Source organism: Nocardia yamanashiensis NBRC 100130, assembly GCF_001613325.1.
Taxonomy (GTDB): domain Bacteria; phylum Actinomycetota; class Actinomycetes; order Mycobacteriales; family Mycobacteriaceae; genus Nocardia; species Nocardia yamanashiensis.
Genome location: NZ_BDCD01000023.1, coordinates 191764 through 209643, shown reverse-complemented (window position 1 = coordinate 209643; position 17880 = coordinate 191764). Strand labels below are relative to the sequence as shown.

Genomic DNA, 17880 nt, shown 5'->3' with positions numbered 1-17880 from the left:
AGCGAATCGTCTGGGTGGTCGCCGTACATGTCGGTCACCCGAAGCAGACCGAATGACTTTCCGCCGCAGCGACTCCGGCGCCTATCGCCGCAACTGATCGTGCGGCACCATGATCGTGGTCCGCTCGTCAATCGGCACCATCGGTTCCAGCTTCGGCTGCGTACTCAGTTTGTCCGCCAGCTTCTGCCGGCTCGCCGACACCAACTTCCGCGTGACAGGACTCTCACTGATCGCACGGGTCGTCTTACTGATCTGCTCATACCGAGCCCGCCCGGCCTTCGCGCCCAGCACGTACCCGGCCGCGACACCGATGATCAACCGCAACATTCCGAGAAGCTCCTCCCGTTGGCCCGTCCGCCCCTACATCCTGCCCGACCCCACCACCCCCTGTCACTCCGCCCTCCCGCTGGCATGTCCGCAGGTAGAAGCGCGATTTGGGAAGTGAACAACCCATACGCTAAAGTTTTCTCCGGCCGGTCCGGAAGGGCCAGCCACCAAGTGCCAATCCCCTATAGCTCAATTGGCAGAGCAGCCGACTGTTAATCGGCAGGTTTCTGGTTCGAGTCCAGATGGGGGAGCATCAATCAGGCCCCTGACCAGGAAACCGGTCAGGGGCCTGATTCATTCGGCACAATACCTCGGCCGGCAATCGCTGCCCGCCCGTCATCGGCACTGCGCGCTCCGCCCTCTCGTCGGAACCAATCGAATCGTGGCGACTGTAGCGACACGCCCCCGGCGAATGCCCGATGAGGATATGTCGATTTCTGGCCAGTACTATTCGTGTTCGGCCATGTCCTCGGAACTTTGCATTGACCGGCACGGCCGCGAGCTCATGGGCGCCGCGAATTCCTTTGCGACGGAAACTATTGGAATCGCCGGCCGACACCCTACCGGGCCTCGATCTGCTGGATCGTCAGGACGATTCCACCTCCTGGCCAGAAAATGGAGGATTGAGGTCAGCTTTCGTGCAACGGACGACGGGCGAGTCTGCGGCGCGTTCCTACGAGTGTTGACAGGGGGATTTCGTGATGCCTGGGATCTACGGTGATTTCAGGAGTGTGCGTTCGACCGTAAGTGCCGCGGTCCTGGTCGATTTCGCAGCGGTGCGCGGTATGGCCCGGTCCGAGGCGCTGGAGGGCTCGGCGATCTCCGAGTCGGACCTGTCCAACCCCGACATCGAGATCAGCGTCGATCAGGAGATGCAGATCGTCCGGAACATTCTCGCGGGCGAAAAGGACGAACGCGGCATCGGCCTCATGGCCGGTCTGCAGACGAATCTGGCCATGCTCGGCAGTCTCGCCATTGTCCTGAGCACCTGTGCGACGGTGCGCGAGATGGTCGAGGTGTGGGTCCACTATGCCGAATTGTCCTTCGTCTACGTCAGGTACAACCTCGACTATCAAGGACCGGTGGTACGGCTCAGCCTCGACGCTGGACATCTGCCGGAGGATGTGCGCCGCTTCGCTATCGAGCGCGACCTCGCGACCCTGCGAATGGTGCAGCGTGGCCTGCTCGATTGGGATATGGCGGTTCGCCGTCTGGAGGTCGAGTACGAAGAGTGCCCGGTGTACGAAGCGGTCGGCACGCTCCTCGGAGTCGACGAGATCCTGTTCAGCGCGCAGCGGACCTGCCTGCTCCTCGAGGCCTCGGAGTTCGATCGACCGATGCCGCAGGCGAATCCGGTCATCATGCAACAGTACGAACGCATGTGCGCGGACACCTTGAGACGACGGCAGGAGCTCAACGGATTGAGCGGTCAGGTGCGGCAATTGCTCGTGCACCGAGGCGGTGTGGCCGATCAGCGCACTGTGGCCGCCGATCTGGGGCTGAGCCTGCGCACGCTCCGCCGGCGACTCGCCGAGGAGAACACCACTTTCCGAGCGCTGTCCAGTGAGATCACCGGGATACTCGCCGCGGAACTGCTGGCCAGCGGGTTGACCGTCGAGACGGTGGCCACCCGCCTCGGATATTCCAGCGTCTCGGCGTTCGGCGCGGTATTCCGCGCCGAAATCGGTATGCCGCCGGGGCAATTCGCCCGGGCGAATCGTCAGAGCGCCCGCCAATGAATTTCCCCGGGAGGTCGCCGCGTACTCGGGCGCGCTAGCCCCAATTGGCAGCGAGGGTGAGACAGAACGGGTGGCCGCTCGGATCTAGCAGCACCCGCCAGGTTTCGCCCGGTTGAAACTCCGGCACCGTGGCGCCCAGCTCGACCAGGTCCTTACTCGCCACATCGAGGTCTTCGACCGCCAAATCCAGATGGAATTGCTTGGTTCCATTCTCGTTCGGCCAGGTAGGCGGCTGATAGTCCGAGACCGTGCCGAATCCCAATGCGTGGTCCGGACCGGTCAGCATGGCGTACTCGTCCTGCATGTGAGCAACCTTCCAACCGAGCGCGGCCGCCCAGAACTCCGCGTCTCGCCGCGCGTCGGCGCTGTCCAGGGTGAGCATCTTCAGCGTGGCGACTGCCATGAATCTTGCCTCTCTCGTAGCAACATTGATGTCAACCCAGTCTGTGCCGCCGGCGCCGCCCGCGATTGTAAGAAAGCGACACCGGCTGCTGTGGCCGGTCGGACGGCAAGGAGTGCACCAGCGCGAACAGGCCATCGCCGGATGTGGCGCGAAATCCGGTGGTACCGGCCTAAGCTGGAATCCGATCGTGCGGTAGGGGGCGAGGTGTCGGGCATGTGGACCGCATCGGTGCCGTATGAGCGGCTCGGATCGCAATGTCTTGAAGCGCTGCAAGGCAATTCGGATCCTGATATTTATCTGATGGGCCTCGTGCGGCTCGCGCGGGACGGGCTCTCGGAGGTGATCGATCCGCGCTCGGGCGGCGGGGTCGTTCTTGGCGGCTCGCACGCTACCGAGGGTGCGCCGGTGCTGTCCGCCGACAGCGATGGACGGATCACGGTGGGGATGCCGCGACTGCGGGAGCTGTGTGTGCGGTCCCTGGACTGCGCGAAACAGTATCTGGCGCGGTATCGGCAGATGTGTTTCGAACCGCAGTATCCGCTGCGTGAAGTGACCGAGCTGGAGGGATTCGAGACCAGGCTGCTCACGCTGGTGGGGGCGGCGGCCGGTGGAACGGATCCCGATCGGCTGGTGCAGGCGATTGCTCGCGGGATGGCCGGCGCGGCATACGGAGAACTCACGCCGCCTGCCCCAGAACTGCTGTCGACGTGGGGAGCCGAGCGGGTGTGGGCGGACTCGGCGCCGGACTGGATGTTCGAAGCCGAGCTGGACTGGGCCTATCTCGCGCGGGTGCACCACCATCTGATCCTCAACGCCCTCATATTCGCCCTCTGTCACGAGTACTCCCATATCCGGCTGGGCCATCTCGACCGCGTCGGGGAATCCGCCACGCAAACCCGATCCGACGAGATCGATGCCGATGCCTACGCGCTGAACATCTGTGCCGCATCAGGTTTGGTCGACCTGCGGGCAACCTTCCGGATCTTCCGGCTGATGCACGATGCCGACCCGGCGCCGGCCGGTGCCGCGCTGACGCATCCACATTCCACAGATCGGCTGCTCCTCCTCGGCACCGCGGCGCAGCAGGCGATGACCGTGGCGGACCCGGGGCTCCGGGACGAGATCAACGGGCTGCTCGGCGCGCTGCAGACTCGCTGGGGTTCGATGAACGACACCGACCGGCACCCGGCGGAGCTCTACCTGGCGAGCGATCTCGACGGTGCGATCATCGAGGCCCGCGTGGCCGAGGAGTTCGCCGGCACACCGACAATGGGCGGATACGACCGCATTCCGCGAGTGTGGATCGATGCGCGAGCCGTCCTGCTCGACCCGGCATCGACGTCGGAACTGGTTGGCGCGAACATTCTCATCCTGCTCCGCGGCACCGCGATGACGCAGATCGAGCACACCGATACGGGTGTCACCCTGACCAAATACATCGATCAACGAGTGCGAATACCGCCCGGCTGGCGAGATCGATGGCCGCAGGGGCGATTAGAGCTGCGTGAGCTGAGCAATTTCTGGGAAGAATTCGTCGAATCCGGCAACTCCGACGCCCATTTCAGCGCACACCAGCCGACCCCGCTCACCGCGGATCAGTTGCTGCGGCGGCCCGTCCTGTGGGACGCACCCGTCGAGGAAATACTGCCCGGCCTCACGCCCGAAAGTCCGGCGGCGGATGTGCCCGCGCTGCTGGACTTCGCGACGTGGTGCGATGAATACGAACGCGTCGACGACGCCCTGAGCTTGCGGATTCTCGCGATCGACCGGGACGCGACCGCGGTACCGGCGACGATCGCGTCCGCATTGATCAAATCCCTCACCGATATCGGTCAAGGCGACGAGGACGGACTGTGGGCGCACGTGCTGGCGGCCGAGGTCGCCGCCACCTATTGGGAAGCCACCGGCATTCCGGTCGAATTCCTGCATCAGGCGTTGAGCGTCAAGGCGCTTTTCGACCAGCGCTGGCTCGACGCATTCGAGCACGCCTTCGCCGAATCCTGTCTGTTCCAAGGCGATGACCATGTCGGCGAGCTGATGGTCGGTGTGTGCCAGACGATCTCGGCGTTCGCCCCGCCCGATGATGACGCGGCCGCCGTCGTGCGATTCGTCGAAATGTACAGCCGCGCGGCGACCCGCTCGCGGCATCGGCGGCGTCGGCTGCTGCGGGAATGCCTCACACTCCTGAACGAGATAGCTTCGGGCGCACAGTATTTGTGCGTTCAGCAGTATCGAGCGGAGGTCTCGGCCGATTTGTTCGAGCTGGGCGATCGGCAGGCCGGGGAGTTCGCGCACGAGCTCTTCGATGCCATCATCGCCGAGTTCCCCTGGTTCACACCGGCATACGCCCAGGCCTGCCATCTCATGCTGCTCCAGGGACGAATAGACGAAGCCCGGCACTATCTCGGACTGGCCGAGGACCGCGCCGTCATGCACGAACAAGTACGCCAAGCGCGCCGGCACCTGATGCGCCGCACCGAACGAGAAGGAAAATGACGGATTCCATGGAATTGGTGTGGATCACCTCACCGGAGCACCGCGACTCCACCGCCCGCGCCCTCACCGAGGCCGGCGCCGAGCTCAAGAAGCGGGCCGGCTTCGAGCCGATAACAACGCTGCTCGTGGTCGCCGCGGTGGGCGCGGTGGCATCGGCATTGCGGTCGCTGTACGCCGACGCCCGCTATCGCGGTGTCCTCATCGACATGACGAAGTCGCCGGTCGAGGTCCGGGAGATGCCCGGCTGGGATCGCAATCAGGTACTCGTGATCACCGCCGCGGGTCCGCAGTTCCATCAATTCGCGGACGACGATCACCTGGACAAGCTGCTGGCGAGCCTGAAGCGGTAGCGACGCCGGAGGATCAGGCCTCCAGCTTGCGGGTGAGTTTGTCTACCTGGCGTTGGAGGGTGTGGATGGCCTTGAGGATGTCGTCCAGGCGGGGGCCTTCGAGGAGGCTGGTGGGGCCTACGGGGCTGACGCCGCCGGGGCGGACGCCGGCGTCGGGGATTTCCTCGAGTAGGTCGAAGCCCCATTTGCGGACTATTTCGATGAGGACTTCGGGGTGGGTTTCGAGGTCGAGGGTGGGGCCGTGGGCTTTGACGACCTGCTGGATTACTCGTTTGTCTTTGCTCGAGATCGTCATGGGAGGGTCCTTCGGTCGGTGGGGAGTTGGCGGATCCAGGTGGAGAGGATGGTTTTGACTCGGCGGGCGGGGCAGGCGATGTGGCGCATGCGGGGGTCGGCGGCGCCGTCGGGGAGGAGGTTGGGCCAGGCGAGGAGGCGGCCGGGGGTGGGGTGGAAGCGGCGGCGGAGGGTGGGGAAGTAGGTGCTGCCGCCGGAGGGGGAGTCGGTGAGGTAGATGAGGATCGAGATGGTGCGTTCGCCCCAGGGGTCGTTGATGAAGAAGCCGCTGTCGTGGTGTTCGTCGAAGCGTTCGCCGGCGCGGTAGCGGGCCAGCTGCCAGGGTTCGAAATGGTTTGGGGGCGTGGCGAAGTCGGCTGCCAGGCGGTGTTCGATGGCGCGCAGGAGTTCTCGGGTTTGCTCGCTCAGCCAGGTTTCGTCCGTGGTCGAACTGGTGCGGGTGATCGAGTGGCCGGAGATCAGGCGCTGCTGGCGGTCGAGGCGGATGATCGGGCTCTCCCACCAGAAGGTGTGCAGGAGATCGTCATTGATGCGGGCGCATTCCTCGCCGTCGAGGAAGCCGTCCACGCAGGTGACGGTGCCGGGATGCAGGACGACCGCGGTGTCGATCATCAGGCCACCAGGGAGAGGTTGACGTGGTCTTCGAAGGCCGCGATGCCGGCGGGGGAGATGTCGCGGGCTCCGGTGAACGAATCGCGGAGGGCGGCAAGGGAACGGGCGTGGCGTTCGGCTTGGCCGGTGTGGTCGGCCCAGTGGGTGACGCGGGAGGTGCGGTCGTAGGCGTGCCAGCCGATCACGCGGTGCGGGTGGAACATTCGGTAGCCGGCGGTGAAAGCGCGCACGCTGGTCAGGACCTCGTCGCCGAAGAAATAGACGGCAGGGTCGAAGGGCAGGTCCGTGTTGAAGTGCCCGTCCGCGAGCAGGAAATGCAGTGACGCGAAGTCCGCGGGCACCGGCTCGGTGCGGGTTTCGAAATCGTCGATGGCCGCGCCCTTCAACCGGGTCAGGACGCCCCGGTCACGCGCGTGCGGGTAGATCCGGGTCGGCCGGGCGGAGCGGTGTTCGATGCCCGGGTGATAGGCCGGTAGGTAGGCGGTGAGTATCGGCTGCGGGGTCCGGGTGGAACGCAACACCTCCAGCATCCCCAATGCGAGGTCGTCCCAGCCGGGCACGAAACGGTGATGGGAATCGAGCAGCAGGGTGTAGCGCTCGCCCTGCCAGGCCTCCTGCAATCTGCGGCGAGCCCAGTTGCAGCCCTCGCTGGCGGCGGCGGGCACCTCGTCGAATTCCAGCCGGGGGAGCGCGCGGACGTCCGGCGGCAGCGCCTCGTCTTCCCCGCGCTGCCACATGACACGCACCCGGAGCCGATCGGGCCGCGCCGCTCGGGCGTACAGGTCCCGCAGGGTGGGGACCAGTTCCAGGTCTCGATAGGCGGGTATCTGCACGTAGAGGTCCGGATTGCCCGAGCAGCTCGTGCTCATAACGGCTCCCCTTCCGTCAGCCTGAGGCTTGATCGAATTATCCCCTCGGGACCGAGTCGGTGCGGCGGATCGGCAGCAATGCGATCGAACTGGAAACCTGCCGATCAACAGTCGGATGGAGCGAGAGGGAGCGGGGATAACGGGGGCTGCGGCGCGGCGCGATACGGAGGTACGTGTACTGCGATGAAGGACGGCCATGGTCGGGACCGCTTGGGGGGAGGAGCGGGTGAACAGCGTGCTCAGGGCGGGGGAGGTGTTCGCCGGGTATCAGATACTCAGGAAGCTGGGGGCCGGGGGGATGGGGGCCGTTTATCAGGCTCGGGATCGGGATTTGCCGCGGTTCGTGGCTTTGAAGTTGTTGACGGTGCCGGAGGATGGGGATCCGGAGCATCGGGTGCGGTTTCGGCGGGAGGCGGATGCTGTTGCGCGGCTGGAGCATCCGAATATCGTCACGGTTTATGCGCGGGGGGAGGAGCGGGGGCGGCTTTGGATCGCAATGACATTCGTAGATGGGAGTGATGTCGCGGTCGCTTTGCGGAATGGGGCGATGAATCCGGTTCGGGCGGTGCGGATTCTGGGGGAGACGGCGGCGGCGCTGGATCATGCGCATGAGAAGGGGATTCTGCATCGGGATGTGAAGCCGGGGAATATTCTGCTCACCGATGGGCGGGGTGAGCGGGCGCTGCTGACCGACTTCGGGATCGCGAAGACGATGGATGAGAGCCGGCAGTTGACTCGGCAGGGGGAGGTGCTGGCGAGTTTCCAGTATGCGGCGCCGGAGCGGTTGACCAAGGCGGGGCAGGGGGATCATCGCGGGGATGTGTATTCGCTGGGGTGCACGTTCTTTCACATGGTGACGGGGCAGTTGCCTTATCCCGGGGACAATGTGGGGCGGATCGTCTACGGGCATGCCTATCAGCCGGTTCCGATGGCTTCTCGGCAGAATCCCGCCCTGCCAACGGGATTCGACGAGGTGATCGCGCGCGCCATGGCGAAGGAGCCGGAGCGGCGGTTCGCGACATGTAGCGAGTTCGCGCGGGCGGCGGAACAGTCGCTCCGATTGCCGGGCTCCGGTGCCTTCACACGGCTCCCGCGGACGGGGCCGAACCCGGCGATCGCAGGACCGCGGACCGGTCCACGCGCCACGACCGCGCGACCTCCGACCGGACCCAATGCCACGACGATGGGACCGGGAACCATCCCGCAGCGCCCGGCCACCGAGACGCGACTACTGACTCCACAGCCGTGGACCGCGCCGGTTCCACCAATCCCGCCACGGACCACGACCGGCAGGAATCGCGACGAACACGACGGTCCCGGTGCGCCCGACGACGACCGTCGCCGCCGATGGTGGATCGTGGTGGCGCTCGGCATCGCGCTGGCGCTGGTGCTCGTCGGCTATCAGCAGGTCGGGACCCGCAGCGGTGGAACAGCCGCCACGACCACACCGCAACCCCTGCCCGCCACGACGCAACCGTCGCTGACCACCACCGCCGAGCCGGTGACCACCACCCCCGAACCACAACCCACCACGACCGCGAAGCAGCCGACGACCACGACGACATCCGTTGCACCGCAACCGGAGAAGGTCGAGATACCGGATGTCGTCGGCAACCTGTTCACGCAGGCGAAGGCGAAACTGGAGAAGCTGGGCTTCGTCGTCGTGCAGGCCGAGATCGCGGACAAGACCGCGAAAGGGACTGTCGTTTCCATCGATCCGGCCGCCGGAACCACCGCCACCGCCGGATCGAAGATCACGGTGTCGGTCTCCACCGGCCCGGCCACGACCACCGTCAAGATGCCGGACCTGTCGGGTCTCACGCCCGCGCAGGCCGCCGCCGCACTGAAAGAGAAAGGGATACAGAGCCAACCGCAGCAGACCGAGGTGATGGTCACCAACCCCACCCAGGTCGGCAAGATCGTCAGTCAGACCCCGGCGGCGGGCTCCGATGTCGCCACGGACGCGAATGTGACTGTCGGAGTGGGCAAGCTGGTCAAGTCCAGCACCGTGCCGGTGCCGACTTCGTGATCAGCCGCGATCGGTCAGTCGGCGCAGAGTGAACGGCTCGGCGAGGATTTCGTCGAGAATCGCCGAGACCTGCTTGAAATGCGGTAGCGAGAAATGGTTTTCGAGCGCCGCCTCACTGGTCCACTCCTCGACGATGATCATCCGCCCGGGCCGGTTCGGATCGGTGTACGGGTGGTAGGCGAGGCACCCGTATTCGGCGAGCGACGGTTCGACCATCGCGTTCAGCGCATCGCGCAGGGTTTGTTCCTGGCCGGGTTCGGCGGTGAAGCCGGCGATCAGGGTGAGGGTGTGCTCGTCGGTGGCCAAGGGCACGTCGCCGGTGGATTTGCTGTAGCCGAGCGCTTCGATGATGCGCCCGTCGTGAATCCACATCAGGTTCACGCCCTCGACCCAGTCGTTCGCGCCCGGACCGAACCGGTACTGCCAGCGGATGGTGGCCCGGTCGCCGGCGACGATCACTTCCTGCGGGGTGAACTGGGAGGTCTGATCCAGCACCAGCGTCTGCCAGAACTTCAGGCAGGCCGCGCCCCCTTCGACGCGTTCGCCGGTGGGGGCGGGCTGGGCCGACTCCATGACGCATCCGTCGTCGACCAGATCGGTCAGCAGTTCGGGGTCCTGTTCCAGGAAGGCGCGATTGAAGAGGTCGATGACCTCGGCGGTGCTGCGGGTCGGCATGGGACATCCTCGGGGGTGGGGGAAGGGTGTCCTGCGATTCTGCGGGCGGCGGGAAGCGTTGGAAAACAACTCTTTTCGATGCCCGCCACAGGCCGCGCTTGTGCCGATCAGGACAGCGTGGCCTGGACCGCGCCCGCCAGCTCGGCGCTCAGCCGCCCCGGGGCGCGGGAGGTGGAGACGACCGAGACGTCGATGGGCGGGGCGTCGGCGACCGGGATCACCCGCAGATTGCCGTCCACGTAGCGACGGCCCATGGACGCGGGCGCCAGCCAGACGGCGCGGCGGCGAGCCGCCAGCGTCGGCCCGTCCTCCACGTCGTGCACCGCGGGCGATGCGGCCGCGGCAGGCGGGCGCAACGCGGTGCGCCAGTACTGTTCGGCCCGGTCGGAAACGAAGATGGCGGGCAGCACCAGCGGTTCCGCCGCCAGATCGGCCAGCAGCAAGGATTCGCGGTCGGCGAGCCGGTGCCCGGGAGACAGCGCCGCCACCCACGAGTCGGTCCCGATCGGATCCTGCCGCAACGCGGTGTCGGTCGGCAGCGGCGCCCACAGGAATCCGGCGTCCGCGCGCCCGGCTTCCAGGATGCGCAGCCCGTCGGCGACGGTGCGCGCGCCGACCAGCTCCACCCGGGTGCCGGGAACCGCGGTCTCCAAGGCGTCGGCGACCCGGTTCATGAACAGCGCGGACGCCCGCGGGCAGGCCACCACGCGCAGCGGTTCGCCGATCGCGTCGGCGGCCCGCACCTGCTCGGTGAGCGCGGACAGTTCGGTGACGACCCGGCTGGCGCCCGCCGCCAGCACCTTCCCGGCGGCGGTGAGCTGCACCCCTCGCGAGTCGCGGACCAGCAGCGCCGCACCGATTTCCCGTTCCAGATTGCGGATCTGCGCCGACAGCGTCTGCTGGGTGATGTGCAGCCTTCCGGCCGCACGGGTGATGTTCCGCTCCGCGGCGACCGCCAGAAACGACTCCAGGAGCCGGGTGTTCACAACGCCCTCCCACACACCGGCGGTGAGATCAGCGCACTCACCGCATCGACCAGACCGAATACGGGTGTGTGCAACGCGGCGGCGGGCCCGGATGATTCCGGTGCGGTCGGTCACATGCCGATGGCGTACAGCAGCCAGCCCATCCAAACGTCCTGAGGTGCACCGATCGCGTACTGGTAGGCGGCGTTGGCGATGCCGTTGACGAAGTTCACGGTCCGGTCCTTTCTCGTGCTGGAGCCCTGCCCGGTATCTGCGACATCGGCGCGGCGGCCGGTGCCGTTACCGGTCGGCTACTGCGGTGGGAAGGTCAGGCGGTAGCGGGTCATGGGTCCGAGCAGGCCGGGCACGGTCGCGAACGGCGTCATGGACAACCGGGTGACGACCGCGTGCGAGGCGGTATTGCCCGCGTCGATCTCGGCGAATACGGCTGGCAGCGCGAGGGTTTCGCGGGCATGGTCGATGACGGCGACGGCGGCCTCGGTGGCGTAACCGCGTCCTTGGGCCGACGGCGCGAGCGAATAGAAGATCTCCAGGCCGAGATCGTCGAGCGGGCGTAAGCCCGCCGTGCCGATCAAGGTCGGTGAACACGCCAGCCACAGCCCGTAACCGTCCGCGGCGAACGTGCGAACGCTGTCCGCGATCACACCGCTGACCTCGTCGTCCGTCATCACCGCGCCGTCGAACAGGAATTCGCGCACCTGGGGCGTCGTCCAATGCGCCAGCAGCGCAGCATGATCCGCCGGAGTCACCGGCCGGAGGGTGAGCCGGCTCGTGGTCAGCACGTACGCCATCACCGCACTCTAATAGCACCGATTTGCAGGATCACAAATCGAGGGCGGGGAATTCGCTGACCCAAAAAGTGTGGGCTGGCCAGGTTGTGAAGTAGAAGTTATTCAGAGACTACCCCTTGATCTTGTCCAGCTCCCGTTGGATGAGGTGTCCTGCTGTGGTTGCGGGCCGGGGGTGATGGGAGAGCTGCTTTGCGGGTATTGGGTCCATGGTCTGACGAGGCGGAGCTCGGCGCGCTGGGGGGTGGTAAGGCGCGGGGCTTGTATGCGATGCGGGACAACGGGTTTCAGGTGCCGGAGTGGGTCGCGCTGGGTAGTGACGTGTTCGACGCTTTCGCGGCGGGGAGCGGATTGGACACCGCGATAGCGGAATTCGCGCGCATCGATGATCCGGACACGGCCGTGGCGTACGCGGCGGAACTGCGGGCCGAAGTGACCGGTGCGCCGCTGCCGGACGCGGTGCGCGAACTGATCGGCGCCGCGTGTGAGCGGTTCGGGGACGATCCGATCGCGGTGCGCTCGTCGGTGAGCGCGGAGGACGGGGACGAGCATTCCTTCGCCGGGCAGTTCGAGAGCCATCTGGATGTGCGGGGCCCGGACGCGGTGATCGCGCGCGTGCGGGACTGCTGGGCTTCGGCTTTCGCCGAGCGGGCCGTGCGTTACGCGTTCGCGCGCGAGTTGCCGCGGGCGGGTGCGCCGGGAGTGGTGTTGCAGCGGTTGGTCGCGGCCCGGGCCAGTGGCGTGCTGTTCACGGCCAACCCGACCAGTGGTGCGCGCGACGAGCTGGTGATCAGCGCCGTCTACGGGCTGGGTGAGGGTCTGGTTTCGGGGGCGGTGGACGCCGACACGGTGATCGTCGACAAGGACGGCGGCGCTGTGATCGAAATCATATTGGGGGACAAGGACATTCGATTCGATCCCAGTGGCGGCGACGGACTGGCGCGCCGCGAGGTCGAGGCCGGGGAGCGCGGGGCCGCCGTGCTGACCGACGCCGAGATCGCGGAGCTGACCGAGCTGGGGCGCAAACTCGAAATCGATCGGGGCGCACCGCAGGACATCGAATGGGCCATCGATGACAATGGAGTGTGGCTGTTGCAGGCGCGGCCCATCACCACCCTGGCCGAACCACTGCCCGGCGTCGAACTGCGCGGTGCGGGCGAGGCGATTCCCGCCGGCGCGGTGCGTATCTGGGACAACTCGAACATCATCGAGAGTTTCAGCGGCATCACCTCGCCGCTGACCTACACCGTCGCGGCCGAGATCTACGGCCGGGTGTATCGCGGCTACGCGCAGTCGCTGCGGGTGCCGGACGAGCAGGTGCGGCAGACCGACGAGTGGACGCCATGGCTGCTGGGCAGTTTCCACGGGCGGGTGTACTACAACCTGCTGCACTGGTATCGGATGGTCGGCATCGCGCCCGGGTATCCGCTCAACCGCAAGGTGCTGGAAGCCGCGCTCGGCGTGGGCGAACCCCTCGCCGACGATATCGCGAAGACGCTGCGGCCCTTCACCTTCCGGAGTACCCCGGCGCGCTTGCGCTCGCGGGCGATCACCACCGTCACCTATCTGCGGCGGATCGCCGGCATCGACGCCATGATGGAGAAGTTCGCCGCCGAGTTCTATCGCGTCTACGACGAATACGACACTCTCGACTACACCGCCCTCACCGGTGAAGAGGCGTATCGCGCCTATCGGGAAGTGGATCGCGACCTGGTGGAACGCTGGGGTCCGATGATGGTGCTGGACGCCATGCTGCTGACCCTGATGGGCGTGCTGTTCGGGCTGACCAAGGCGTTCCTGCCCAAGGCCCCGGAATCGTTCATGTACGCGGTGATGGGCCCGGGCGCCGATGTGGAATCGGCCGAACCCGCGCGCGCCATGACCGAATTGGCGCAGCTGGTGCGGGCGGACGCCGCACTGACCGAACTGGTGAATTCGACCGCGCCGGAACAGATCTACGCCGCCCTGCGCGCGGGCGATCACCCCGAGTTCCTGGCCGCGGTGGATCGCTACATCGAACGCTACGGGTACCGCAGCCTCGACGAGCTGAAGCTGGAAACCCCGGACCTGCACGAGGATCCGGCCAGCCTGTTCATCATGCTGCGCAGCGCGTCGAGCCGGGTGGGCGACACCGTGAGCGCCGGACGCGGCGGCGAGGCCGACGCATACCTCGACGCCAACCTGGGCGGCATCCGCCGCCGCATCTACGATCGGGTGCGCGCCAAGACTTCTCGCGCCGCCGCGCATCGCGAAAGCCTGCGATTCTGCCGCACCCGCGCCTTCGGCATGGTGAAACGCATGATCCGGGTGATGGGCCGGGACCTGGTGGCGCGCGGGGTGCTGGATGACTTCCCCGACGTTTTCCAGCTGACCGTGCAAGAATTGCGCAGCTGCTACGAAGGCGGCGACACCGCGGCGCTGCGGGAGGTGGTCGCGGCTCGAAAGAGCTTGCGGGCCAGGGACTCCGGATTGGTGGCGCCCGCGCGCTTCACCACCGTGGGCCCCGGCCTCGGTCGCGCCGAACTGGCCGCACAGGGCTGGGTGCCGATCACCGGCACCGAAGCCGCGGCGGTCGGTGACGTATTGCCGGGGACGCCGTCGGCCGCCGGTGTGGTCGAAGGCGTGGCGGTGGTCGTGGACGAACCCCTCGATGTGGCGGGCGGGATCCTCGTCGCCTACCGCACCGATCCGGGCTGGGTGGCGGCGCTGCCCTCGGCGTCGGCGCTGGTCATCGAGCGGGGCAGCCCGCTCACCCACGTGGCCATCGTGGCCCGCGAACTGGGTGTGCCGACGGTGGTGCAGGTGCCCGACGTGACCCGGCGCATCCGGACCGGAATGCGCATACGAGTCGATGGAGCCGGCGGCACGGTGACCGTGCTGCCGGAAGGAGATGCCGCGTGAACGACAGCGTCGATCCCGTTGCGGCGGTGCGTGGTTGGCTGACCGCGCCCGCCGCCGACGCGGGAATCCACCTGGCCGACGAAGCCGACGGCTGGGAGTACCGGGGGTATCCGGAACTGGCCGGGCAGGCGTGGTCGATCGCCGGGCTGCTGCGCGCCGGCGGGCTGGGCAGCGGCGACGGGGCGTGCGTGATCATGCCGACCGGGTTCCCGTGCTTCGCGGCGTTCTATGCCGTGTGGGCGTGCGGCGGGGTGTTCACGCCGGTCGCGCCGCCCATGTTCGGGGATATGGACCAGATCGTGGCGCATATCGCGGGGATTCTGCGGCAGGCCGCGCCGAAACTGGTGGTCACGGCACCGGAATTCGAGGCCCTGGTGCGGCGGGCGGCCGCCGAGGCCGGGCGGACGGACGAGCCGCTGGTGGTCGACGCCGCGAACCTGCCGCCCGCCCCGGAAGTCCGGGAGCTGGGAGCGGTGTCCGAAGTCGCACTGCTGCAATTCACTTCGGGATCCTCGGGCGCGCCGCGCGGGGTGAAGGTGAGCTGGGGGAACCTGGCCAACAACATCGGGCTGATCACCCGGCACATCGATCTGCGGCCCGGCGAGACCATCGTGTCGTGGTTACCGCTCTACCACGATATGGGGCTGATCGGCGCGTTCCTGAACGCCGTCACCAATCAGTGCGGCCTGTACATCATGCGGCCCGATCAGTTCGTGCGTGATCCCGCGCGCTGGTTGCGGGCCATGGCGCACGCCCAGCACGGGCCGTCGCCGTCGTTCGCGCTCGGTTACGCGGCGCACCGGGTGCGGCCGGAGGAGATCGCCGACCTGGACCTGTCGGGCTGGCGGTCGCTGGTCATCGGGTCCGAACCTGTCGAGCTGGCTGACCTGCAAGCTTTCGCGGAACTCACCGGGCGGCAGGGCTTTTCGATGAACGCCTACACCCTCGCCTACGGGCTGGCCGAAGCGACGCTGATGGTGAGCTCCTCGCGTCGCGAGCAGCCGATCACCGCGCTGCGACTCGACAACCCGAATCTGCGCTTCGGGCAACCGGTTCCGGTGCTGGAGCAGGCGATCCTTGACGACAGGCACCGTATCGAAGGTGCGGGATGGATTACCGGCCTCGGCTATTCGACGCCGGAGTCGCAGGTCGTCGTGGTCGATGACGAGGGCCGCGAGCTGCCCGACGGCGTCCTGGGCGAGATGGTCGTGCTCGGCGATTCCGTGGCGCTCGGCTACTCCGGCGCACCCGGCCCGGGCTCCACCACCCGCTTCGCCGACGAACGTGTCTACACCGGAGACTCCGGATTCCTCTACAACGGCGAGGTTTTCGTCCTCGGCCGCATGGGCACCAGCCTGAAGGTGCGCGGCCGCTCGGTCTTCATGGAAGACATCGAATCCCGCGTAGCCCAGGAAACCGGCCTCACCAAGGGCAAACTCGCCGCCGTCGGTATCTCCGAAGCCGGTGTCCAAGGCGTCGCCCTCTTCGCCGAGGCCACCCCCGGCGACTGGATCGCCGAGGCCCGCAAAATCATTCGCGGCCACCTCGGCCCCGCCCAGACCGTCCAGATCGTCACCGGCCCCCGCGGCCTCATCCGCCGCACCTCCAGCGGAAAGCCGCGCCGCCGCCACATGTGGCAGCTGCTGCGCGACGGCGAGCTGCCCGGCGCGGTCGTCCACGAAACCGAGCAGGGCGCGCCACAGTTGGCCGAGCAGGGGACGCCCCACCTCGGTATGCCGATCGAGCGCGTCCGCGGACTGTTCGAGGCCGCCGCCGAAGCGGTTTCGATCCCGTCCGGCGCGGCCGTGCTGTTCGAAGGCTCACTCGCCGAGGGCTTCGGCAATGCCGGATCCGACATCGACTTCCTCGTGGTGACCGACGGCGACGAAGACGCGCCGACCATGCCGACAGTGCTCTTCGCCGACGGCCGCCGCGTCGAGGTCCGCAGCCGTTCGGCAGCACAGATCCGCAAGCAGTTCGCGCAGGTGGCATCGGCCCCCGATGAGGACTCCCTGAACCGCTGCCAGCGCTTCCTCCGCGCCACGGTGGTCCAGGCCGGCGAGGTCGACATCGACGGCCTCCGCAACCTGATCCCCTACCCGGAATTCAGCACGAAGACCGCGGATTGGTGGGCGCTCCGCGCCGCCCAGGCCCTGCGCTACGCCATCGCCCTTCGCGCCCTCGGCGAAGACGAAGAAGCCTTCGACTGGGCCGCCGACGGACTCCGCCAGGCAATGAAGAGCTGGGCGGCTCGCCAAGGCGAGACCTACATCGAGTCGAAATGGCTACCCCGCCAGCTCGACCGGATCGGCGCACACGAGCTGATCGACCGCTTCCAGGAACTCGCAGCCACGGCGATCACACTATCGACCGACGAGACTGCCGCTGCGCAACGCTATTGGACGCGCCTGCTGGAGCTGGCCGCCGAACTCGGCGTGCCCGGGATCGCGGATGACGCGCATCAGGTCGTCTTCGCGCGGCGGGCAGGAGTCACCACCTGGGCGATCGGCGGTCGGCTGCACGTCTTGCGGGACGATCAGGACGTTTTCGTACTGTCCGACGACGCGGCACGGGCCTGGCGGCAAGTGGTGTTCCGGCATTCGGCGCGGGACGTGCTCGCGCGGAGTTCGCAGGACATCAGGGCCGAGCTGGCGGAGTTCGTCAGGCTCGGGTTCGTCGGATTGCAGTGGCGGGGCGCGGAAGTCATCGAGCCCGCGCTGGCGATGCTGAAGCCGGTGCGGCCGCAGACGCCGGTGGCGAGTCCCGCTGCTCCGGGGCTCGGGTTGACCGGGCTGGTGCGGGACGGGGCGATCGCGACGCTGGCGGCATTGCCCGCCAAGCGGTTCACCGAGTGCGGGCTGAACCTGGTGTGGTCGAACATCGTGCTGGAGAACGCCAGGGAGGACCTGGTGGGGGCCGTCAAGGACGGGCAGGGCGGGGTCGCGGATATTGCGGCGCACCGGCTTTTGATGATGAGTGTGCGGGTGTTGTTGTCCGCGTTCGGGGTCAGCCCGCTACCCGGGGACGTGGCCCCGGGGCGGACGGTGGTACGGCTGCTGCCCGCGCATACGCCGGAGCGGGGGGCATTGCTCGCCGGGCTGGAAGCGGTTCGGCGGGTGCGGTTCTCGGAGCTGATCGCCGAGGGGGATCCCCTCGAAGGGCTCGCGGTGCTCGACGATTTCGTCGCGCTGGTGCGGCGGGTGGCGGGGGAGCCGCGCTCCACCGGGGAGTTCCCGGCTTCGTTCGACTCTCGCGAGCAATGGCAGCGCACGCTGGCCATCGGCTACGACTGGCTGCGGCTCGCGGGCTATCTGGATACCGATGTACCGCTGGACGAGGCGCGTGACCTGCTCGCCAGCGGTGGACAGCAGCCGCATCTGCGGGAAAGCGAGCAGTCATGACAGGGAATGC

The 17880-nt window shown here is 67.3% G+C and carries 14 protein-coding genes and 1 tRNA gene; 7 read left to right on the top strand and 8 right to left on the bottom strand.

Annotated elements, in window-relative coordinates; translation table 11 throughout:
- Nucleotides 1-81: 81 nt before the first annotated feature.
- Complete coding sequence (locus NY1_RS27750) at nt 82-327, bottom strand: hypothetical protein (RefSeq protein ID WP_067719527.1); 246 nt, start codon at nt 325-327, stop codon at nt 82-84.
- A gap of 178 nt (nt 328-505) precedes the next feature.
- Here NY1_RS27750 and NY1_RS27745 point away from each other — a divergent pair.
- Nucleotides 506-578: transfer RNA gene (locus NY1_RS27745), tRNA-Asn, on the top strand.
- Between the two features lie 480 nt (nt 579-1058).
- Complete coding sequence (locus tag NY1_RS27740; RefSeq protein WP_067719524.1) at nt 1059-2066, top strand: AraC family transcriptional regulator; 1008 nt, start codon at nt 1059-1061, stop codon at nt 2064-2066.
- A 34-nt stretch (nt 2067-2100) separates the two neighbouring features.
- Here the strand turns inward: NY1_RS27740 and NY1_RS27735 are convergent, their stop codons facing one another.
- Nucleotides 2101-2448, bottom strand: coding sequence for a VOC family protein (locus NY1_RS27735; protein ID WP_233434516.1), 348 nt, complete (start codon nt 2446-2448; stop codon nt 2101-2103).
- On the opposite strand from NY1_RS27735, the gene NY1_RS27730 reads away from it, so the two are divergent.
- A complete protein-coding gene (locus NY1_RS27730; protein ID WP_233434517.1) occupies nt 2332-4965 on the top strand; it encodes a phage exclusion protein Lit family protein in 2634 nt (877 codons plus the stop codon). The genes NY1_RS27735 and NY1_RS27730 overlap by 117 nt on opposite strands.
- Nucleotides 4962-5315, top strand: coding sequence for a hypothetical protein (locus NY1_RS27725; protein WP_067719515.1), 354 nt, complete (start codon nt 4962-4964; stop codon nt 5313-5315). The genes NY1_RS27730 and NY1_RS27725 overlap by 4 nt, the downstream gene beginning before the upstream one ends.
- 13 nt (nt 5316-5328) lie before the next feature.
- On the opposite strand, the gene NY1_RS27720 is transcribed toward NY1_RS27725, so the two are convergent.
- Genes NY1_RS27720 through NY1_RS27710 form a run of 3 tightly spaced genes read right to left on the bottom strand, consistent with a single transcriptional unit; the run spans nt 5329 to nt 7090 of the window.
- Entirely contained in the window at nt 5329-5610 is a 282-nt protein-coding gene (locus NY1_RS27720) for a hypothetical protein (RefSeq protein ID WP_067719512.1), read from the bottom strand.
- Complete coding sequence (locus NY1_RS27715; RefSeq protein WP_067719509.1) at nt 5607-6221, bottom strand: 2OG-Fe(II) oxygenase; 615 nt, start codon at nt 6219-6221, stop codon at nt 5607-5609. The genes NY1_RS27720 and NY1_RS27715 overlap by 4 nt, the downstream gene beginning before the upstream one ends.
- Complete coding sequence (locus tag NY1_RS27710; protein ID WP_067719506.1) at nt 6221-7090, bottom strand: GlcNAc-transferase family protein; 870 nt, start codon at nt 7088-7090, stop codon at nt 6221-6223. Before NY1_RS27710 ends, NY1_RS27715 begins: the two co-directional genes overlap by 1 nt.
- A 196-nt stretch (nt 7091-7286) precedes the next feature.
- On the opposite strand from NY1_RS27710, the gene NY1_RS27705 reads away from it, so the two are divergent.
- A complete protein-coding gene (locus tag NY1_RS27705; RefSeq protein WP_084535391.1) occupies nt 7287-9119 on the top strand; it encodes a protein kinase domain-containing protein in 1833 nt (610 codons plus the stop codon).
- Here NY1_RS27705 and NY1_RS44260 read toward each other — a convergent pair whose 3' ends face one another.
- The 3 genes from NY1_RS44260 to NY1_RS27690 all read right to left on the bottom strand — a co-directional run bounded on the left by NY1_RS44260 (nt 9120) and on the right by NY1_RS27690 (nt 11571).
- On the bottom strand, nt 9120-9794 hold the full coding sequence (locus NY1_RS44260) for an antibiotic biosynthesis monooxygenase (RefSeq protein WP_218028436.1): 675 nt from the start codon (nt 9792-9794) through the stop codon (nt 9120-9122). It lies immediately after the preceding gene.
- Nucleotides 9795-9901: 107 nt separating this feature from the next.
- The gene (locus NY1_RS27695; RefSeq protein WP_067719499.1) at nt 9902-10780 is read right to left on the bottom strand and encodes a LysR family transcriptional regulator; all 879 of its coding nucleotides are present in this window, start codon (nt 10778-10780) and stop codon (nt 9902-9904) included.
- Nucleotides 10781-11070: 290 nt separating this feature from the next.
- Nucleotides 11071-11571, bottom strand: coding sequence for a GNAT family N-acetyltransferase (locus NY1_RS27690; RefSeq protein ID WP_157762503.1), 501 nt, complete (start codon nt 11569-11571; stop codon nt 11071-11073).
- A 159-nt stretch (nt 11572-11730) separates the two neighbouring features.
- On the opposite strand from NY1_RS27690, the gene NY1_RS27685 reads away from it, so the two are divergent.
- Together NY1_RS27685 and NY1_RS27680 are read left to right on the top strand one after the other, a co-directional pair.
- Nucleotides 11731-14469: a phosphoenolpyruvate synthase gene (locus tag NY1_RS27685; protein WP_369690455.1), complete on the top strand. Its 2739-nt coding sequence runs from the start codon at nt 11731-11733 to the stop codon at nt 14467-14469.
- Complete coding sequence (locus NY1_RS27680) at nt 14466-17870, top strand: AMP-binding protein (RefSeq protein ID WP_067719491.1); 3405 nt, start codon at nt 14466-14468, stop codon at nt 17868-17870. Before NY1_RS27685 ends, NY1_RS27680 begins: the two co-directional genes overlap by 4 nt.
- Nucleotides 17871-17880 lie beyond the last annotated feature (10 nt).